The sequence below is a fragment of the Nannocystis sp. genome (assembly GCF_016714285.1).
Taxonomy (GTDB): domain Bacteria; phylum Myxococcota_A; class Polyangia; order Nannocystales; family Nannocystaceae; genus Nannocystis.
Map to the genome: position 1 here is coordinate 161,149 of NZ_JADJNN010000035.1, position 19,448 is coordinate 180,596.

General features: G+C 72.2%; 15 protein-coding genes and 1 pseudogene. 8 read left to right on the top strand and 8 right to left on the bottom strand.

The window, feature by feature from the left end; genetic code table 11:
- The first annotated feature begins 182 nt into the window (after positions 1–182).
- The 4 genes and pseudogenes from IPJ59_RS32870 to ftsA all read left to right on the top strand — a co-directional run.
- Positions 183–2,309 (top strand): hypothetical protein, encoded by a 2,127-nt coding sequence (locus tag IPJ59_RS32870; protein WP_293275199.1) that lies wholly within the window; start codon positions 183–185, stop codon positions 2,307–2,309.
- A gap of 133 nt (positions 2,310–2,442) precedes the next feature.
- Positions 2,443–3,306 carry a hypothetical protein gene (locus tag IPJ59_RS32875; RefSeq protein WP_293275201.1) on the top strand — a complete coding sequence of 288 codons (864 nt, stop codon included), beginning with the start codon at positions 2,443–2,445 and terminating at the stop codon, positions 3,304–3,306.
- Between the two features lie 123 nt (positions 3,307–3,429).
- Complete coding sequence (locus tag IPJ59_RS32880) at positions 3,430–4,671, top strand: cell division protein FtsQ/DivIB (RefSeq protein WP_293275203.1); 1,242 nt, start codon at positions 3,430–3,432, stop codon at positions 4,669–4,671.
- Positions 4,672–4,683: 12 nt separating this feature from the next.
- Positions 4,684–5,697: pseudogene (gene ftsA / locus IPJ59_RS32885) on the top strand (cell division protein FtsA); the annotation flags it as partial.
- A gap of 325 nt (positions 5,698–6,022) precedes the next feature.
- Here the strand turns inward: ftsA and IPJ59_RS32890 are convergent.
- On the bottom strand, positions 6,023–6,697 hold the full coding sequence (locus IPJ59_RS32890; RefSeq protein ID WP_293275205.1) for a metallophosphatase domain-containing protein: 675 nt from the start codon (positions 6,695–6,697) through the stop codon (positions 6,023–6,025).
- Between the two features lie 149 nt (positions 6,698–6,846).
- Here IPJ59_RS32890 and IPJ59_RS32895 point away from each other — a divergent pair, with 149 nt between their 5' ends.
- Both IPJ59_RS32895 and IPJ59_RS32900 read left to right on the top strand, forming a co-directional pair.
- Positions 6,847–8,010, top strand: coding sequence for an acyl-CoA dehydrogenase family protein (locus IPJ59_RS32895; RefSeq protein WP_293275206.1), 1,164 nt, complete (start codon positions 6,847–6,849; stop codon positions 8,008–8,010).
- A 52-nt stretch (positions 8,011–8,062) separates the two neighbouring features.
- A complete protein-coding gene (locus IPJ59_RS32900) occupies positions 8,063–8,944 on the top strand; it encodes an alpha/beta hydrolase (protein WP_293262122.1) in 882 nt (293 codons plus the stop codon).
- Between the two features lie 25 nt (positions 8,945–8,969).
- On the opposite strand, the gene IPJ59_RS32905 is transcribed toward IPJ59_RS32900, so the two are convergent.
- A complete protein-coding gene (locus IPJ59_RS32905; RefSeq protein WP_293275207.1) occupies positions 8,970–10,493 on the bottom strand; it encodes a hypothetical protein in 1,524 nt (507 codons plus the stop codon).
- A gap of 131 nt (positions 10,494–10,624) precedes the next feature.
- Here IPJ59_RS32905 and IPJ59_RS32910 point away from each other — a divergent pair, with 131 nt between their 5' ends.
- Positions 10,625–11,506, top strand: a complete 882-nt coding sequence (locus IPJ59_RS32910) for a hypothetical protein (RefSeq protein WP_293275208.1) — start codon at positions 10,625–10,627, stop codon at positions 11,504–11,506.
- 3 nt (positions 11,507–11,509) lie between these two features.
- Here IPJ59_RS32910 and IPJ59_RS32915 read toward each other — a convergent pair whose 3' ends face one another.
- Genes IPJ59_RS32915 through murC form a run of 3 tightly spaced genes read right to left on the bottom strand, consistent with a single transcriptional unit; the run spans position 11,510 to position 14,125 of the window.
- Positions 11,510–11,767: a BolA/IbaG family iron-sulfur metabolism protein gene (locus IPJ59_RS32915; RefSeq protein ID WP_293275210.1), complete on the bottom strand. Its 258-nt coding sequence runs from the start codon at positions 11,765–11,767 to the stop codon at positions 11,510–11,512.
- Positions 11,768–11,781: 14 nt separating this feature from the next.
- Positions 11,782–12,735: a UDP-N-acetylmuramate dehydrogenase gene (gene murB, locus IPJ59_RS32920; RefSeq protein WP_293275212.1), complete on the bottom strand. Its 954-nt coding sequence runs from the start codon at positions 12,733–12,735 to the stop codon at positions 11,782–11,784.
- 7 nt (positions 12,736–12,742) lie between these two features.
- Positions 12,743–14,125 carry a UDP-N-acetylmuramate--L-alanine ligase gene (murC, locus tag IPJ59_RS32925; RefSeq protein WP_293275213.1) on the bottom strand — a complete coding sequence of 461 codons (1,383 nt, stop codon included), beginning with the start codon at positions 14,123–14,125 and terminating at the stop codon, positions 12,743–12,745.
- A gap of 59 nt (positions 14,126–14,184) precedes the next feature.
- Here murC and IPJ59_RS32930 point away from each other — a divergent pair, with 59 nt between their 5' ends.
- The gene (locus IPJ59_RS32930; protein ID WP_293275214.1) at positions 14,185–15,492 is read left to right on the top strand and encodes an A/G-specific adenine glycosylase; all 1,308 of its coding nucleotides are present in this window, start codon (positions 14,185–14,187) and stop codon (positions 15,490–15,492) included.
- 98 nt (positions 15,493–15,590) lie between these two features.
- Here the strand turns inward: IPJ59_RS32930 and IPJ59_RS32935 are convergent, their stop codons facing one another.
- The 3 genes from IPJ59_RS32935 to IPJ59_RS32945 form a co-directional block, all read right to left on the bottom strand.
- Positions 15,591–16,265, bottom strand: coding sequence for a hypothetical protein (locus tag IPJ59_RS32935; protein WP_293262146.1), 675 nt, complete (start codon positions 16,263–16,265; stop codon positions 15,591–15,593).
- A 23-nt stretch (positions 16,266–16,288) separates the two neighbouring features.
- On the bottom strand, positions 16,289–17,053 hold the full coding sequence (locus IPJ59_RS32940) for an SIMPL domain-containing protein (RefSeq protein ID WP_293262149.1): 765 nt from the start codon (positions 17,051–17,053) through the stop codon (positions 16,289–16,291).
- Positions 17,054–17,225: 172 nt separating this feature from the next.
- On the bottom strand, positions 17,226–19,436 hold the full coding sequence (locus IPJ59_RS32945; protein WP_293275215.1) for a hypothetical protein: 2,211 nt from the start codon (positions 19,434–19,436) through the stop codon (positions 17,226–17,228).
- Positions 19,437–19,448 lie beyond the last annotated feature (12 nt).

Here is a 19,448-nt window from a genome sequence, read left to right on the forward strand (position 1 = left end):
TGCGGGCGAAAATCGCCGAGCGCTGCGATCGCGCGTTGCAGCGGCCCGAATGGCGGGCACGCTTCGGCCGTTGATCGCCCCGGTCCGGTCCCGCGATCCGGCCCCGTGCGCCGCTTCTGCCGGTCTTTGGCGGTCCGTGAGGCTGCACGCTAAGCTGCGAGGCTATTACGATGTCCTACCTGGTGAAACGCCCCCGTCTCGTGTGTTCGCTGACCCTCCTCGGGCCCGCCCTCGTGCTCGCCATGGCCTGTTCGGGGGCCCAGCAGACCGGCCCCCACGCGGCGCCCGAACCCGAGGCCGCGAGCGCGGGCGAGGTCGCGGCGCCGCCCGCGGGCGAACCGAGCGCCCCGCCCGCGACGGTGCTGCCCAAGGTGAGTCAACGCGAACATCCAGCCGGTCAGGCGTGGGTGTTCGAGGCCGGGGCCGAGCCGCGCAAGCAGGAGATCGCCCAGGCCGAGGCCGCCGGTTACACGGTCATCGACCTCGGCAACAGCTGGGTCCCCTACATCTTCAGCGAGAAGACCACGGGCGTGGAGGACCTCAGCGCCAACGAGTACCGCCAGCGCTACATCGACCTCGCCAACGACCGCGTCGACGCCGACGGCGAGAAGCTCGACCCGCACGAGCGCAACTTCCTCGAGCTCTACGGCATCCCGCCGACCCTGCAGGTGGTCCACGGCGAGTGGCAGGACTCCGACGCGGAGATCGAGCCCTGTCTCACCCAGGCCGGCTTCGACCCGGCCGTGTTCACCCGCTTCTCCGGCGTCATCGCCTACACCGGCAAGAAGGGCGGCGATGTCCGCAAGGCCAGGGCCCTCAAGGCCAAGCTGGCCAAGGACATGAAGAAGGCCGGCCTCGACCCCGCCACCCCCGAGGCCGCCAAGGACCACCCCAAGCTCGGGGCCACCTACGCCAGCTGGCTGGAGACCCAGGCCCGCGTCGACGTCATCGACCACGCCCAGCGTCGCCTGCGCTGCGAGAAGATGTTCGTGTCCGCCGAGGGCGTCGGCAAGTACGAGCCCGGCGTGTTCGACAGCGCCACCACCCACGCCCTCGCGGCCTTCGAGAAGAAGCACGCGATCAAGGGCTGGGGTCACTTCACGCCGGACAACCTCGCCGCGCTCGCCCGCAGCCAGGCCGAGAGCATGCACGGCCGCATGCTCCGCGTGATCGAGGAGCGCACCGTGTCCGGCGCCAGCATCCTCGAGGACGGCTCGGCCGCGAAGTGGAAGCCCAAGTTCCGCTGGACCGACAGCCAGGGCCAGGAGCACGCCCTGCGCGACGTGGTCGGCGAGGCCCGCACCGCCGTCGTCGCCGCCCTGGACCTCGCAACCCCCGAGTCGGCCAAGCAGACCCTGGCCCGCCTGTCCGACCTCGGCGGCGGCAACTTCGACAACCTGCTGGTGGCCGTGCGCCTGCCGCCGCCGCCCGCCTACTACGCCGAGGACATGAGCTTCGACGTCGTCATCGACCGCGGCGACGTCTGGTACGACTTCCCCTTCGACGCCCAGGGCAACAAGCTCGGCCAGCCGCGCGAGCGCTACCCCCACTTCACGATCTACGCCGTCGTCGGCGAGCAGAAGATCCCGCTGGTCCACTGGCGCACCACGATCGGCTCGTGGCGCAGCGAGATGTACAACGGCAGCGAACACTACAAGTACAAAGAGTCCGACGTCGGCGATCGCGTATGGAAGGAGATCGTCGCCGCCCCGGTGTGGATCCCCCCGGCCACGACCCCGGCGCGGGAGTTGGTGCGCCGCAAATGGAAGGACGGCAAGGTCCGCACGGTCGTCAACTACGGCGAGTTCGGCCCCAGCTACACCTCGGCCTACGGCCTGGTCGCCGCCTACCACGTCCGCGAGGTCACCGACGCCAAGGGCGAGGTGAAGGACTTCGACAACGGCATCCGCACCCACGGCAGCGTCGATTACATGTCGATCCTGCGCCGCTTCTCCCACGGCTGTCACCGCCTCTACAACATCTCGGCGGTGCGCATGTTCTCGTTCATCCTGGCCCACCGCGGCTTCACCCGCGAGGGCCAGGTGAAGCTGGGCTTCGGCCGCGAGATCGTCCACGAGGGCAAGCCCTACAAGATCCAGCTCAAGACCCGCGGCTACCGCTACAGCCTGCAGCAGCCGATCGCCGTGCACGTGCTCGAGGGCCGCATCCGTGGCGATCGCAAGTCGCCGATCGATGCATACATCCCCAAGCCGACCAAGGCCGAGGCCCCGGCCGACGCACTGACCACCGAGGCGCCGCCAGAGCTCACCCCCAATTTGGCCACCGACGTGGCGCCCGGATCCCCGTAGGCCAGCTGCGACCGGGCATCGTCGTGAACCGTGGGTTGCCGCACGCAGCCGCCAGACAACGTTCACGGCTCCTCCCGAGATTGCAGCGTCCACCCCTTGAGCGGGGCCGCTGCATGCTGCAATATCCCGCGCCGTGCAACGTAACATCGCGTCCGGGTTCGAGGACAGCTTCCGTCGCCACCTCGCCGTCGAACAGCGACGCGCCGTGCTCGACACCATCGCCCGCGAGCTGACGCCAGACACCACCCTCGGCGATATCGTCGACGCCGCCCACGACCTCGGCTGGGCCGAGGGCCTGGGCGAGCTCTGCCTCGCCGACCTCGCGCTGGCGCTGTTCGGCGAGGCGCCCGTCGAGGCGCCCGCTGCCCCCGTCGTCGCGGACGCACATGACGACGACGATGCGGTCGACAGCGAGGACGACAGCGAGGACGAGCTCGAGGACGCGGACGCCGACGACGACGCCGACGACGACGCCAATGACGCCGACGACGAGCCGGCCGCGCCCGCCGGACGCAAGCTGAGCAGCCTCGACCGCGCCGTCGACCGCATCGAGAAGACCCTCGCTGCCCGCCGCAAGGTGCGGGCCAAGAAGTCCGCCAGCAAGGCCGCCGCCCGCCGCCCCGCGCCGCCCAAGACCAGCAAGCCCGCGCCCGCGCCCGCCAGGACCAAGGCCGCCGCCAAGGCCGCCGCCAAGGCCGCCGCCAAGGTCTCCCCCATCAAGGCGGTCAAGGCGGTCAAGGCCAGCCGCGCACCGATCGTCGACGACGACGACCTGGACGACGACGAGGACGACGACACCGAGGCGATGAGCCTCGATCAGGCGGCGAAGCTGCTCATCCCGCTGGTCCGCAAGCTGCGCGAGGCGACGATGCAGGACCTCGAGGAGCAGACCAAGATGGGCCGCCGCAAGCTCCGCTTCCACATCGGTCAGCTGGTCAAGCACGGCCGCCTGCGCCGCCACGGCATGGGCCGCGGCACCTGCTACACGGTCAAGTGAGCGCGAGGCCGACGCCTGACACGGGCCCTACTGCGCACATGCACAGGCCGCGCAACCCCAGGCGCCGCCGGTTACTTGCCAGCGAGATCCGGGCCCTGCTAATGGCCAAGGTCGCCGCGCTCCATGATCGGTCCGTCCAAACTCCGTGACGCCCGCCAGGCCGCCCCGCCGAAGAATCGCCGGGTGCAGCAGGTGAAGCCGCGCGTCACCGCCCCGGCGACCACGCCCGGCCCGACCCGCAAGCCCGCCGCTCGCAACCTCCGCAGCGAGCTCCGACCCAACCGCCGCATCGGCGCCCCCCGCCCCGCGCTCCCCGCCCCGCCCCGCCCCTCGCGCCTGCGCCCCCTGCTGCGCGCGCTCGCCAGGCCGCAGCTCGGCCCCCGGACCCGCCGCTTCCTCAGCGCCGGCATGCGCCTCGGCGTCGCCGTCGCGCTCGCCTGGGGCCTGCTGCTCGGCGTGCAGCAGGGCTACCAGTACGTCACCACCTCGGCCCGCTTCGAGGCCAAGACCATCGCCTTCGAGCCGACCCCGCACCTCTCCGCCGACCGCCTCGCCGAGCTCATGGCCCTCGCGCCCGGCACCAACATCCTCGCCGTCGACGTCGACGCCGTGCGCCGCAGCATCGAGGCCGACCCCTGGGTCGCCACCGCCACCGTCTCGCGCGAGCTCCCGGACACCCTGCACGTCGCGGTCGCCGAGCACACGCCGGCCGCGGTGCTGCACTCGGGCCACTTCTACCTGCTCGACGACGCCGGCGTGCCCTTCAAGCGCATCGCCCCCGGCGAGCGCGGCAGCCTGCCCGTGATCACCGGGGTCGAGCGCGACCTGCTGGTCCAGGGCGACCCCGCCGCGGCCCAGATCATCCGCCGCGCGCTCGACGTGCTCGCCGCCTACAACGCCAAGGCCCGCCCCCGCCTCGGCGAGATCCACATCGGCGACGGCGGCGAGGCCCTGCTCTACACCGAGAAGACCGGCACCCTGCTCCGCCTCGGCCGCGGCCCGATCGCGGAGCGCCTGGCCCGCTTCGACGCCCTGCGCGCGGCCCTCGGCGAGCGCGCCGACAAGCTCTCGGTCGTCCACCTCGACGCCGCCCCCGGCGGCGACCGCCCGGCCCGCGTGGTCGCCAGCTTCACCGACGCCGCCGAGGCCGAGGCCCTGCTCGCGCAGGCGAGCCTCAAGCCGAAGCACAAGCCCGCCCAGCAGCAGGCCGCGCAGGACCTCGAGGACATGTCCGCAAAGCCAGCTGCGAAGCCGGCCGCGCCCGCGAAGCAGCCCAAGCAGCCCAAGCAGCCCAAGCACAAGAAGCAGCCCAAGGGCCAGCAGGGGCCTCACAAGTTCCCCTCCGGGATCCCCAAGTACGACTAGACGGAGCTCGTCATGGCAGAAGTCGGAGAAGTCATCGTCGGCCTGGACATCGGCACCACCAAGGTGGCCGCGATCATCGGTGAGGTCACCGAGAGCGGCGTCGACATCATCGGCGTCGGCACCTGCCCGTCGGAGGGCCTGCGCCAGGGCGTGGTCGTCAACATCGAGGCGACCACCAACAGCATCGCCCAGGCCATCCAGGAGGCCGAGCAGATGGCCGCCGTCGAGGTCCAGTCGGTGTTCTGCGGCATCGCGGGCGGCCACATCCGCGGCTTTAGCAGCCTCGGCCAGGTCAGCATGCGCAACCGCGAGGTCACCGAGCAGGACGTCGCCCGCGTGATCGAGCAGGCCAAGGCGGTCAACATCCCGCTCGACCGCCAGATCATCCACACCCTCCCGCTCGAGTACATGATCGACGGCCAGGGCCAGATCAAGGACCCGATCGGCATGAGCGGCGTGCGCATGGAGGTCCGCGCCCACGTCATCACCGCGGCCACCACCAGCGTGCAGAACATCATCAAGTGCTGCAACCGCGCCGGCCTCGACGTCATCGACGTCGTGCTCGAGCCGCTGGCCAGCGCCACCTCGGTGCTCCACGACGACGAGCGCGAGCTCGGCGTGATCCTCATCGACATCGGCGGCGGCACCACCGACCTCGCGATCTACGCCGAGGGCCAGAACGTCTTCACCTCGGTCATCGTCATGGGCGGCCACCGCATCACCCAGGACGTCGCCCACGGCCTGCACACCAGCGTCGCCGAGGCCGAGGCGATCAAGCGCAAGCACGGCTGCGCCCTGGTCTCGATGGTCGACGGCGACAGCAGCATCGAGGTCGCCGGCGTCGGCCCCCGCCCGCCCCGCAGCTTCCCCCGCCGCTTCCTCTCCGAGGTCATCGAGCCCCGCGTCGAGGAGATCCTCCTGCTCGCCCAGGAGGAGCTGCAGCAGTCCGGCTACATGGAGCTCGCCGGCAGCGGCATCGTCATCACCGGCGGCCAGAGCCAGATGGAAGGCATGGCGGAGATCGTCGAGGATATCTTCAACCTGCCGGTCCGCCGCGGCGTGCCCGTGCACGGCGCCAGCTTCGGCCGTCACGCCCCGCGCTCACCGAGGGCGGCTTCGCCGGCGTCATCCACGACCCCAAGTTCGCCACCGGCGTCGGCCTCGTCCTCTACGGCGCCGCCCACGAACCGATGGCCGTCCTCCACGAGCCCTCGCACCGCCAACAGTCCGGCGACCACCGCCCCGGCATCGGCAAGCGCTTCGTCGGCTGGATGCGCGACATGTTCTAGAGCGGCACCGGTCCGGGCGACGTCCTCCGCGCCGCCGATCGTTCACAACCCGTGTCGAGGTACTAGAGCGCCCTGGGTAAGCGCGCCGGCGGTGCCTGCACCGCGATCCCACCGCCCTCGAGATCCACATCGATCACCGTCGGCGCCCGCTCGCACTCCCAGGTCGTGCAGTTCACGTAGGTCGTCCCCGCGTGCGACCACGCCCCGCCGTCCTCGTGGATGTGCCCGAACAGGTGCAGCCGCGGACGCACCAGCTCGACCCGCGCCCGCAGATCGACGCAGCCCGTCCGCGCCGCCGACCACGAACGGTCGCCGAAGCCCTGCGGCGGCCCGTGCGTGAGCAACAGATCGAGCCCCGCGGGGATCTGCGCCCACCTCTCCGCCAGCGCCGCCCCGCGCGAGAGATTGAACGCCCAGCCGCCGAACTCCGGCTGCCACGGACTGCCCCACACCCGCAGCCCCGCCGCCTCCACGCCCGAGTCCTCGAGGTAGTGCACGCCCTCGCCGACCAGCAGCGCCCGCGCCTCCGCCGGCTGGCGCACGAAGCACCAGTCATGATTGCCCGCGATCACGATCTTGAGCGCGTGCGGCAGCCCGCAGATCCACCGCGCCGCCCGCCCGAACTCCTCGAGCGAGCCGCCGCGGCACATGTCCCCCGCGTGCACGAACACGTCGCCGTCCGGCACCACCAGCTCGCGGTGATACAGGTGCGTGTCGGCGACCGCGACGATGCGCATGACCGGTGATCCTCGCGCGCCACACCCGGCCTGTAAAGCCAGGCTCCCGCGAACACCGCCCATTTGAGGCTTCGCACGCCCGCACGCCCGGGGCCCGGCACGGATGACCACACCCGCCCGCGCCAAGCGGTGCCACCCTGGAGCCGCCCATGCACCACGCCGCCTCGGACCTGTTCAACCCCACGGACGAGCACCGCATGCTGCGCCAGATGGTGGCCGAGTTCGCGCGCCGCGAGCTCGACCCCCAGGCCGCCGAGTTCGACGCGAAGGGCGTGCTCAACCTGCCGCTGTTTCGCCGCCTGGGCGAGCTCGGCCTGCTCGGCATCACCATCCCCGAGGCCGACGGCGGCGCCGGCCTCGACACCACCGCCGCGGTCCTGGTCCACCACGAGCTCGCCAAGTACGACCCCGGCTTCACGCTCGCGTACCTCGCCCACGCGATGCTCTTCGTCAACAACTTCTACCACTGCTCCAACGCCGAGCAGAAGGCCCGCTACCTCCCGCGCGTGCTCAGCGGCGAGTGGGTCGCCGGCATGGGGATGACCGAGCCCGGCGCCGGCACCGACGTGCTCGCCATGACCACCACCGCGGTCCGCCAGGGCGACTGGTTCATCGTGAACGGCAGCAAGACCTACATCACCAACGGCTGCGAGGGCCACTGCTTCCTCGTCTACGCCAAGGTCGACGGTCGCCTCACCGCCTTCATCGTCGACCGCGACTGCCCCGGCTTCACCACCAGCAATCACATCGACAAGCTCGGCATGCGCGGCTCGACGATGTCCGAGCTCATCTTCGAGGACTGCCGGGTCCCCGCGGCGAACCTGCTCGGCGAGCTCGGCAGCGGCCTCACCCACATGATGCGCAACCTCGAGATCGAGCGCCTCACCCTCGCCGCCATGAGCGTCGGCATCGCCGAGCGCTGCGTCGAGATCATGGTCCGCCACGCCCACGAGCGGCAGGCCTTCCGCACCTCGCTCAACCGCTTCGGCCAGATCCAGCGCTACATCGGCGACGGCTACGCCATGACCGAGGCCGCCAAGTGCCTGGTCTACAACGTCGCCCGCGACGTCGGCCCGGGCATCCGCAACCGCGTCGGCTCTGACGCCGCCAAGCTGTTCGCCGCCCCGGTCGGCAAGACCGTCGCCGACTACGCCATGCAGGTCCTCGGCGGCGCCGGCTACTGCAAGGAGTACCCGGTCGAACGCCTGTGGCGCGACGCCAAGCTCTTGGAGATCGGCGGCGGCACGATCGAGGCCCACCAGAAGAACCTGACCAAGGACCTCACCGAGATCGTCCTCGCCCGCCCGCAGTAGCCGGCCCGGGCGGCCCCTGACCCTCGCGCGAAAATATGGTCTACTGCCCGCCGTGGACCACACGACGAGGCAGCTCCAGAGCAGTGATGTCCGTTTGCACGTCGAGCAGTGGCTCCCCGAGGGCCCGCCGAAGTTCGCCGTCTGCGTGTCCCACGGCGCCGCCGAGCACATCGGCCGCTACGCCCGCGTCGCCGGCTGGTTCGCCGAGCGCGGCGGCATGACCTTCGGCGCCGACCACCGCGGCCAGGGCAAGTCGGGCGGCCCCGGCGGCCACGTCGAGTCGTTCTCCGTCTACGCCGACGACCTCGCCGCCGTGGTCCGCTCGCAGACCGACCTCGTCCCCGCCGAGGCCAGGCCCGACAAGATCCCGTGGTTCCTGTTCGGCCACAGCATGGGCGGCCTGGTCGCCCTCACCTACCTGCTCGACCACCGCCGCCGCCACCCCTTCGCCGGCGCGATCATCTCGGCGCCGCTGCTCGGCCTCACCCTCAAGGTCCCCCCGCTCAAGCTCAAGGTCGGTCAGATCGCCGCCCGCCTGCTGCCGCGCCTGACCCTCCCGAGCGGCCTGCCGCCGTCGGCGATCTCCCGCGACCCAGCCGAGGTCGACCTCTACAAGCACGACCGCCGCCGCGTCGACAAGGTCTCGGCCCGCTGGTTCGCGGCGATGAACGACGCCGTCGCCCGCGTCTCCGCCGAGGCCTCCCAGCTCGAGCTGCCGATGCTGTGGTACGTCGGCACCGGCGACCTCGTGTGCGACCCGATCGCGACCCGCGCCGTGTTCGACCGCCTGGTCGACCCCGCCGCCCGCCACCAGAGCCTGCGCAGCTTCGACGGCTACTACCACGAGCTGCACAACGAGCCCGAGCTGCTGCGCCAGCCGATCAAGGAGATGCTGCTCGCGTGGGTCGAGCAGCGCCTGCAGTCCGCCGTCTGAAGCTGTCTCTCGGGACAGCCTGCACTCAGGGGCTGAAGCGGGCCAGCCACACGTCGCGCCCGTCCGTGCCCTCGTCGATCCCGCCGACCGCGATCACGGTGCCGTCCGGGGCCTGGCGCACGCAGCGGGCCTGACTGGCTCCGGGCCCCGCACCGGCGACGACCGTCGACCACAGCGGCGTCCCGTCCAGCGCCAAACGGCGCACCCGCGGCTCGCGGGTCCCCGCCTGCAGCGTCGCCCCCGCGAACAACAGGTCCCCGTTGCTCGCCAGGCCGAGCCCGTAGCACAGCGCCCCCGCGGCCTCCGGCCCGTCGTCGACCTCCGTCCACACGACCAGCCCGTCGCCGTCGTAGCGGCGCACGAAGCTCGACCACGGGATCCCCACCGCCGTCTCGTAGCCGCACACCACCACCCCGCCGTCCGCCAGCGCCACCGCGCCGAGCAGGTAGTCGTCCTTGCTGGCCGCGCCGTTGTACAGCCGCGACCACAGCAGGTTGCCGTCGATGTCGTACTTGCCGAGCCAGAGGTTGCGCGCCTCGCCAGCGACGGTCTCGGTGCCGGCCGCGTAGAAGTAGGCCCCGTCGGCGCTGACCGCCACCGCGTTGGTCTCGTCGTGACCCTTGGCCGCGCCGCTGTAACCCCGGGTCCACATCACCGCGCCCTCGGGCGAGTACTTGCGCAGCCAGGTGTCGTTGCCCGCGCCCATCACCGCCGTCGCCCCGCCGACCAGCAGGCCGTCGGGGGTGAGGGCCGCGGCGCTGGCGACGTCGGCGAGCAACGCCACCCCGCTGAACGACTTGGTCCACAGCGGCATCCCGTCGGCCGCGTACTTGCGCACCAGCACGTTGTTGCCCTGGTCGACGACGTTGGCGAGCCCGGCCGCGTAGACCAGCTCGGCGGGGTCGACGACCACCGCCCGGCCCTGGTCCTTGAGCTTCGCCGAGCCCGCGTAGGTCTGCGTCCACAGCGGATCGCCGGCGGCCGCGTACTTGCGCAGCCACAGATCCTCGTTGTCGACCGTGAGGCCGACCAGCCCGACCACGTAGATCGAGCCGGTGCCGTCGACGTCGCAGCCGAGGCCCTCGTCCGTGAGCCCCAGCATGCCCGCGAAGGTCGTCGACCACAGCAGCTGTCCCGAGGGCTGACAGTCGCCGTTGCAGCCGTTGCCCTCGACCATGTCGCCGTCGTCACACAGCTCGGGCGGGTCGACCTGGCCGTCGCCGCAGAACGGCTCGGCCGCGGTACCCGAGCCCGTGCTGCCCGCCTCGCCGCTGCTCGTCCCGCTCGTGCTCGTGCTCGTGCTCGTGCTCGCCGGCTCGCCGCTGCTCGTGCTCACGTCGACGGCGGGCCCGGTGCTCGCGCCGCTGCTGCTCGACGTCGGCGCGTCGCCGGTGGGTGCGCCGCTGCTCCCCGTGCCCGTCGCTTCGCCGCTGCTCCCCGTGCTCCCCACCCCCGTCGTCGCGGCCCCCGAGACGTCGCGCGAGCCCTCACCGCCGGCGCAGCCCAACATCCACCCCAGCGCCAGCGCCCCCGCTCCCCGCCTGACCATGCCGCATCGTACCCGGCGGGCCGCGCCGCCGCACCGGTGCGAAGTCGTCGCCATGGGCCCGCGCGCGCTCGCGGGCCGGCGCTTGATCACGGCTGGACAGCCGCGGCCCCAGCCCGGATGATCGCCACGTCGTGTTCCTCCTGCGCGCCAGCTCCACCATCGCCGCCGCGGTCATTCTCCTCGCCTGCATCAAACCAAACCCCGCCTTCGACGACGCGGCCGACAGCGCCAGCGCCAGCGACAGCGCCGGACCCACGAGCCCCACGAGCGGCCCGACAACCCAGCCGACCTCCGCAAGCACGGACACCGGCGGCAGCGCCAGCGCCGGTCAGACGACCACCGCCGGCCCGAGCAGCGGCAGCGACAGCCTCACGAGCACGACCGACCTCAGCGCGAGCAGCGGCGGCCCGCACTGCGGCACCACGGGCGAGCCCTGCGCGGAAGGCTGCTGTCCCGGCTGCGGCACCTGCATGAACGGCACCTGCGTCGCCGACGACGCCCAGTGCGGCGCGTGCCACAGCTGCGGCCCCGACGGCCAGTGCGTCCCGGTGACGGCCATGACCCCGTGCCAGCTCGCGCGCGACCCCTGCGCGGACAAGGTGTGGGGCCTCGCCGACGGCACCTGCTTCGCCAACGCGCCGGGCACCGGCAGCTGCGACGCGGGCGGCGTGTGTCAGCCCGACGCCTGCGCGCAGGGCGAGAAGCTCGTGATCTGCGACGCCGCCTGCATCATCGATTCAGGCAACTGCAGCAACGGCAACGCCGTCGCGTGGGTCGACAAGAACCTGCTGTGCGCCCAGGACGGCCCCACCGACCTGTGCAAGCCCGAGTGCGTGTTCGGCATGAACGAGGACATCGCCTACGACAACAGCTGCCAGATGGGCCTGTGCGCGCCGCAGAACCCGATGATGTGCGGCAAGTACAAGTGCCAGGGCCCCGTGTGCGGCACCTCCTGCATGAGCAGCGACGACTGCAAACCGGGCGAGAAGTGCATGGTCGACAAGTGCGACTGACGCCTACGCCGCGTGCGTGCGCAGGCTGTCGACCGCGTGCACCGGGGCCATGTCGCCGCGCATCAGGTGGGTGATCGCCGCGTAGACGAGGCGCTGGCTCTCGACCCGGCTCTTGCCCGCGAACACCTTCGACGTGACCTCGATCGTGAAGTGCCCGCCGCCGCCCGACACCAGCACCTCGGCGTCGGAGATCGCCGCGACGATCGCCTCGCGGATCGCGTCGGTCACGGAGCCCTGGAAGTCGGTGGGGTGGTGGCTCATGGCCTGGCCTTCTATCACTGCGCCGCCTCGCCGACCACCTTCACCTCGAGCTCGAGCGTGACGCCGTGGGCCGCCTGCACCGCCTCGCGGACGCGGCCGATCAATGCGAGCAGGTCGGCCGCCCGCGCGGGCTCGTCGACATCGCGGCGGATCACCAGCCAGTTGGCGTGCACCGGGCTCACCTCGGCCGCGCCGATCCGCAGCCCCTTGAGCCCCGCCGCCTCGATCAGCCGCCCCGCGAACTCCCCTGGCGGGTTCGTGAAGGTGCTGCCGTTGTTGTCGACGCCGCTCGGCTCGCGCTGCTTGCGACGCTCCCGCAGGCTCGCCACCTCGGCCTCGATCTCCGCCCGCGGGCGCGGCCACAGGCGCAGGCTCGCCGCGCACGCGACCTCGTCGGCCGGCAGGTCCGAGGCGCGGTAGCGAAACCCACACGCGGCGTGATCTCGACGCACCGCGCTGCCGTCGCGCCGCCGACTCCGGACCTCGGTGACGACCCTGGTGAACTCACCGAGGTAAGTCCCCGCGTTCATGATGAGCCCGCCGCCGACCGAGCCCGGCACGCCGCCGAGGAACTCGAGCCCGCCGAGCTGCCACTGCGTCGCCGCCAACAACAGCTTGCCGGTCGTCGCCCCGGCCTCGACCTCGACCTGCTCCGGCGCGCCCTCGGGGTCTGGCTGCCACACGCGGGTCATGCGACCGAGGTTGATCACGACGCCGCGGATGCCCCCGTCGCGCACCAACAGGTTGCTGCCGCCGCCGACGAAGCACACCGGCACGCCCGCGCGGTCGCAGCAGGCCAGCAGCGCCGCCAGGCTGGCCTCGTCGGCCGGGCGGGCCCACAGGTCCGCGGGGCCACCCAGGCGCAGCGTGGTGTGGCGACGCATCGGCTCGTCCTGGCGCAGCTCGATCGCGCCGGGCGGCAGCTCGGGCAGGGCCAGGTCGGCGAGCAGCGCGGAGCCCCGGGTCATGGCGCTGCTACGTCCGGGCCAGCAGGGCCGCCAACTCGTGCGAGACCCGGGTGACGCTGCCGGCCCCGAGCGTGATCACCAGGTCGCCGGGGCGCGTCTCCGCGGCCAGGCGATCGGCGAGCCCGACCACCGACTTGTCGAGCCGGACCACCCGCCCCGGCTGACGCGCGCGCGTCAGCTCGCACAGGCGCTCGATCGACACCCCCTCGATCGGCGCCTCGCCGGCCGCGTAGATGTCGGTCAGCACGACCGCATCGGCAGCGTCGAGGCAGGCCGCGAAGGCCGCGAGGTGGTCGCGCACCCGCGTGTGGCGGTGCGGCTGAAACACCGCGACCAGGCGCCGCTGCGGGTAGCTGGTCCGGGCCCCCGCCAGCGTCGCCCGGATCTCCGTCGGGTGGTGGCCGTAGTCGTCGACCACCAGCACGTCGCGGGCCGTGCCGCGCACCGTGAATCGCCGCTGAACCCCCGTGAACTCGGCCAGCGCGGCGCGGGTCAGCGCCCGATCGACGCCCTGCGCGTCGGCGATCGCGATCGTCGCCAGCGCGTTCAGCACGTTGTGCACCCCGGGCATGTGCAGCACGAACTCGCCGGCCTCCTCGCCGCGCGCGCGCACGCGGAAGAACGTCTGCGGGCCGTCGTGCCGCAGGTCGTACGCGCTGTAGTCGGCCTCGGCGTTGAACCCGTAGGTGAGCGCCCGCTTGGTCAGCCGCGGCAGCATCGCCGCGACCCGCGGGTCGTCGCTGCACAGCACCGAAAGCCCGTAGAACGGCACCCGGTTGGCGAAGCCGACGAACGCGTCGCACAGCCGCTGCATCGTCCCGTAGTGGTCCATGTGCTCGTCATCGATGTTGGTGACCACCGCGAAGGTCGGCGTCAGCACCAGGAAGCTGCCGTCGCTCTCATCGGCCTCGGCGACCAGCAGGTCCGAGCTGCCGAGCCGCGCGCTCGAGCCGAGCGAGTTGAGCTTGCCGCCGATGACCACCGTCGGGTCGAGCCCGGCCCGCTGCAGCACCGACGCGATCAGGCTGGTGGTCGTGGTCTTCCCGTGCGACCCCGCGATGACGATGCCCTGCTTGAGCCGCATCAGCTCGGCCAGCATCTCGGCCCGCTGGATCACCGGGATGTGCCGCGAACGGGCCGCCGTCACCTCCGGGTTGTCGGCCCGCACCGCCGACGACACCACCACCACGTCCGCGTCGCCGAGGAACTCCGCAGCGTGCCCGCGGTGCACCGTCGCGCCCAGCTGCGTCAGCCGCCGCGTCACCTCGGACTCCGCGAGGTCGGTGCCCGTCACCTGATACCCCAGCGTCAGCAACACCTCGGCGATGCCGCTCATGCCGATACCGCCGATGCCGACGAAGTGGATGTGAGTGTCGCTCTTGCGGAACATGCGAGGCCGCGAGCTTATACCCCCGCCGCGCGGCCGCGAAAACGTGCTACAGCCGCCTCGTGTCCGATATCGCTCCACGCCGCAAAGCCCCCTCTGCACGGCCCGCGGCGGGCCACAGGCCGCAGCCCGCAGCCGTCGCACCGGCAGCCGCGAAACGCCCGGACGCCCCCCCACAGTCCCGCCCGAACGGACCCGACCTGCTCGCCCAGGCCGAACAACTCGCACGGGCCGACCTGCTCGCGCGGGCCGACCTGCGCTCGCGGGCCGAACAACTCGCCCGCGCCGACCAGCTCGCGCGGGCCCTGGCCCCCTGGTTCCTCGCCCACCAGCGTGACCTCGAATGGCGACACACCCGCGACCCCTACGCGATCTGGGTCTCCGAGGTGATGCTGCAGCAGACCCGCGTCGACACCGTGAAGGCCTACTGGACCCCCTTCATGCGCCGCTTCCCCGACGTCGCCAGCCTCGCCGCCGCCGACCTGCAGCAGGTGCTCGCCGCCTGGAGCGGCCTCGGCTACTACCGCCGCGCCCGCCTCCTCCACGCCGGCGCCCAGCACGTACACACCCAGCTCGGCGGACGCCTGCCCGCCGCGCCCGACCAGCTGCGAGAGATCCCCGGCATCGGTCGCTACACCGCCGGCGCCATCACCTCGATCGCCCACGACCTGCCCGCCGCGCTGGTCGACGGCAACGTCGCCCGCGTGCTCTCGCGACTGCAGGCGATCGCCGAGCCCAAACAACAGGGCGCCGACGCGGCCGGCCACTGGGCGCTGGCCCAGCAGATCGTCGAGGCCGGCTCGCCCCGCGTGCTCGCCCAGGCCCTGATGGAGCTCGGCGCCACCGTCTGCACCCCACAACAGCCGCGCTGCGACGCGTGCCCCGTGCGCCCGCACTGCCGCGCCCACGCCCGCGGCCTGGTCGACCAGATCCCCGCCCCGAAGCTGCGCGCCGCCTCGCCGCAGCACGACCTGTGGGCCGTCGGCCTGCGCAAGGCCGGCCGCCTGCTGCTCACCCGCCGCCCCGACGCCGGCCTGCTCGCCGGCATGTGGTGCCTCCCGCTGCTCGAGCGCCCGCCCGCCCCACCGGAGGCCCCGCACGGCGGCCTGTTCGACCGCAGCAAGCTGACCCCCGCCGCCGTGCGCAAGGCCCTCGGCGTGCGCGTGCAGAAGATCGAGCCGCCGCACGAGCCGATCAAGCACGTCTTCACCCACCGCGTGTGGATGCTGTGGCCCCTGCGCGCCGACCTCGACCTCGCCGACGGTGCGGGCAGTCCCGCGGGCGAGTGCGCCTGGATCAGCCCCGGCGAGCGCCCGCTCGGCGGCATCCCGACCGTTACAGAGCGCCTGCTCGAGCGCCTCGGCTACTGAGCCAGCACCGGCTCGACCGCCACGCCCCGCGGCTCGGTCGTCACCGACTTCCGCCGTCGCGTCGTGGTCGCGTCGCTCCGGTGGCGACGCCCCCGCCCTCACGGCAGCGAGGTGCCGCAGCTGCCCTTCATGCACGCGACCTCGATCAGCCCGACGTCACCCGTCATCTTGCCGTCGTCGCACACCGTCAACATCGGCGCGCAGTCGCATTGCGGGAACTGCTCCTGGCACACCGCCTCGGCCTCGGCGAAGGGCTTGCTGGCGTCGTTGTTCACCCCCCACGCGACCAGGCTGCCGCAGCAGTCGACCTGGTGGAGCACGATCGTGCAATCGCGGTTGTTCATGCAGCTGCGGTCGAACTCGGGGAACACCTGCGGATCGGCGATGCAGTCGATCGCTCCGCCGCCGCCGGTCGTCTCCCCGGTCCCGCCAGTGGTCGAGGGCTCGCCGGTGCTCCCCGGATCGCTGCTCGCCGAGTCGCTGCTGCTGGTCCCGCCGCTGGTGGTCGCCGGGCACATCGAGCAGTCGCAGATCACCTGCCCGTCGACGCAGCTCTGCTCCGCGACGCAGCCGCCCGCACACTCCCCGCAGCCGATCGCGGGGCACTGCTCGCCGGTGGTCACCACATCGCCGCTGCTACCGGCGCCCTCCGTTGTCGCGCTGCTCGCCGCGCCGGTGGACTCGCCCGAGGTGCTGTCGCCGCCGCCCTTGTCGGCGCCGCAGGCGAAGAGGAGTGAAGAGGAGATCAGGACAGGTGCAAGCCAGGTCATCATCCCGGCATCATACCCGGCCCCGCTCACTCGAGCTCATACCTCGCGTGGATGATCGTGATGATGTCCTTCTCCAGCGAGGTCGTGTCGTTGTTGCCGTCCCACGAGCCCTGGGTCACGTTGGCCGGGTTGATGTTGATGACCCCCATGTCGGCGCTGCGCAGCTTGCCCAGGCTGGCGCCCCCGGCCGAATTGACCATGTTCTCCGCGCGCGTGCGCGCGTCCTTGGAGGCCTCCGCCAGCATCTCGATCTTCATCTCGCCGAGCTTCGTGTAGTGATAGAGCGGCGCCGACGAGGTGATGATGATGCCCTGCTCGAGCAGCTCCGTGATCTCGCGCGACATCTTCTCGACCAGGGTCACGTTGGTCGAGCGCACCACCACCGACTGCCGCGCCAGATACCCCGACAGCACCTGGCGGGCGATGCGATCGTCGCCGGTGCCGATGTACTCCGTCGTGTAGACCGGGTCGACCGCCGCCGACGAGGCGAAGATCTCCTGCGCCGGCACCCCGCGCGTGGTCAGAAATTCCTGCGCCCGCGCCGAGTGCTCACGCAGCTGCTTGTAGGCGACCAGCCGGTCCGGCGCGCTCGCCTCGATCGTCGCCGACCACTCGATCAGGTCGGACACGATGCGCTTCTTCGCCGACCCCGTGATCTCGATGCTGCGGGCCTCCGGGCGCACCCGCACCCGCTCCCAGGTGCTCGCCGCCACGAAGGTCGCAATCACCATCGCCACGGCGAGGCTCAGCGCGCCGAGCGGGCGCAGGTCGGGGGATCTCGACGGCTTCATGGTTTCCATGTCCAGGTCTCTGGGCCCTACGATTTGGCAGCGAACGCAGCGAGCCACGCAGGCATTCCCGCGGCAGCGACTCCCTACCACGCCCAGGGCCCGCCGGACAGCCGCCCACGACCACAGCTCGCGACCCGCGCCCACCCACCACGCCCACGACCGAGACAGCCGCCTACGACTGCGGCTCGCCGCCCGCCGGCGCCGCCTCGAGCTCGATCGCCTCGAGCAGCTCGTGATACCCGAGCTGCTCGCCGAAGGCCTGGACCATCCGCGCCGACCACCGCGTGAACGCGTTGAGCGCCGCATCCAGGCCGACCAGGTCGCACCTGTAGCGCGTCTGCGTCGTCCGGTTCTTGCCGCTGCCGACCGTCACCGTGTAGGAGCGACAGACCGCCCGGATGTCGTCGACCGCGTCGACCACCGCCGACAGCTCGGCCGCCAGCAGGGCCGGCGGATAGCCCCGCAGCGCCTCCCAGAAGTGCGCCGCCAGCCGCCCCCGCAGCTGCTCCAGCTCCCCCTCGAGCCCGCCGATCTGCTGCCTCAGCGCGTCGCGCTGCGCCTCGGCCTCCGTCGTCTTGAACACGTTGATGCGGTCCCACAGCGAGATGTCGCCCTCGACCAGCTCACGCTCGCTGTCAGCCCGCCGCAGCGCGCCCTGCCGCCGCCCGACCTCGTGGTACAGCGCCACGAAGTCGGTCCCGTCCAGCCGCGCCGCCAGCAGCTGCGGCAGCGCCTCGGCCCCGAGCGGCGCGTAGCCCTGGATCGGATCCTCGTACACGACATGCGCGACCGTCGACGCCGCGACCGTCGCCGCCATCAGCTCGGACAGCCCCCCGCGCACCCCGTAGATCCGCTCGAACACCCCGCGCAGCGACGCGATGGCCGCCAGCGCCGCCTCGCGCTTGTACACCTGACAGTCCTTGGGGAACGAGCTCGAGCCGCGGTCCGTGTGGATCTCGGCGATCGCGGCCGCCACCGCGACCGCCCAGTCGCGCGCCGCCAGCGGCCCGATCGTCGCCCCGATCTGCCGCGCCTCCGTCAACATCTGCTGCCACAGGCGCCCGGTCCACGCCGCGTTCGCCTCGCTGCGCCCGGCCAGCGTGCGCGCGGCCTTCTCCGCGTCGGTGTCCGACCAGAACACCAGGCGATCGATCAGCGAGATCTGGCCCTGCACCTCGGCCAGCTCGCGCCCCAGCTGACCCACCATCCCCGCGTGCACCAGCGCCTCGTCGCGCAGCGCCTGCAGCCGCTGCGAGGCGCCCGCCCGCGCCACGAAGGCCGCCGCCCGCGGATCACCGTACAGCCCCGGCGCCGTCGCGCTCACCGCCTGCCGCAGCTCCTGCGGCGACGGCACCCCCGGGAAGGTCGCCGCGAACACGGCCTGCAGCCGCCGCACCGCCGCCAGCAGCAGCGCCCGCGGGGCCACCACCGAGCGCTGCTCCACCGTCCCGTTCGCCGTGATCACCGACTCCTTCGCCGTGGCGAGCAGCTCGGCGATGCCGAGCGCCTCGATCACCCCGTGATAGAAGTCGAGCGGCGGATAGGCCCGCATCGCCGCGTGCAGCAGCCGCTGCTGCCGCTCGACGATCTGGCGCAGCTCGGTCTCCGCCGTCTTCTGCTCGCTGGTCGCCGCCGCGAGCATCAGCTCGTCCGCCGACTTCGTGAACACGTTGATCCGATCCCACAGCCCGATCGCCGCGTCGGCCGCGTCGATCTGCGCGACCAGCTCGGCGCAGCGGCGCAGCAGCAGGTCCTCGCGGTAGCGGGCCGCGAAGAAGCCGTTGCCCAGCAGCTGCTCCGCCACGCGACCGAGCGCCGCGTCGCCGACCGGCGCGTGCCCCAGCCCCGGCGCCATCGCCAGCGGCAGCTCGGCCAGCCCCGACAACGCCTGACACGCGCTCGCGTCAGCCAGCCGCTCGCGCAGCGCCGCGAAGTCCAGCCCCGGAAAATAGGTCCGCCGCAGCAGCCCCGCCAACCCCGCCAGCGCGGCCTGCAGATCATCGCCGCCGCCGACTCGCCGACGCAACCAGCCCTCCACCGCGACCCCCGTGTACGCCAGCGGCAGGCACTCGGCCAGGCCCAGCGCCACCGCGAAGGGCGGGCACAGCTCGCCGAGCCGGGCGTGCGCCGCGTCGACCTGCTTGCGCACGAAGGCCAGCGAGCGCTCCACCTGCGCCCGCCTCCGCCGCGCCCCCTTGACCTGCAGCTCCTCCGGCGTGTCGCTGAAGATCATCCACCGATCCCACAGCGAGATCGATCGCCGCAGCTCCCCCTCGCGCCGCCCCAGCGCCCACAGCTCGTGTTGCAGCGCCGCCAGCTCGGTCCGCAGCCCCGGCAAGCCCAGCCGCTCCACCTCGAGGTCGATCGTCTCGCGCAGCTCCATCCGACGAAATGT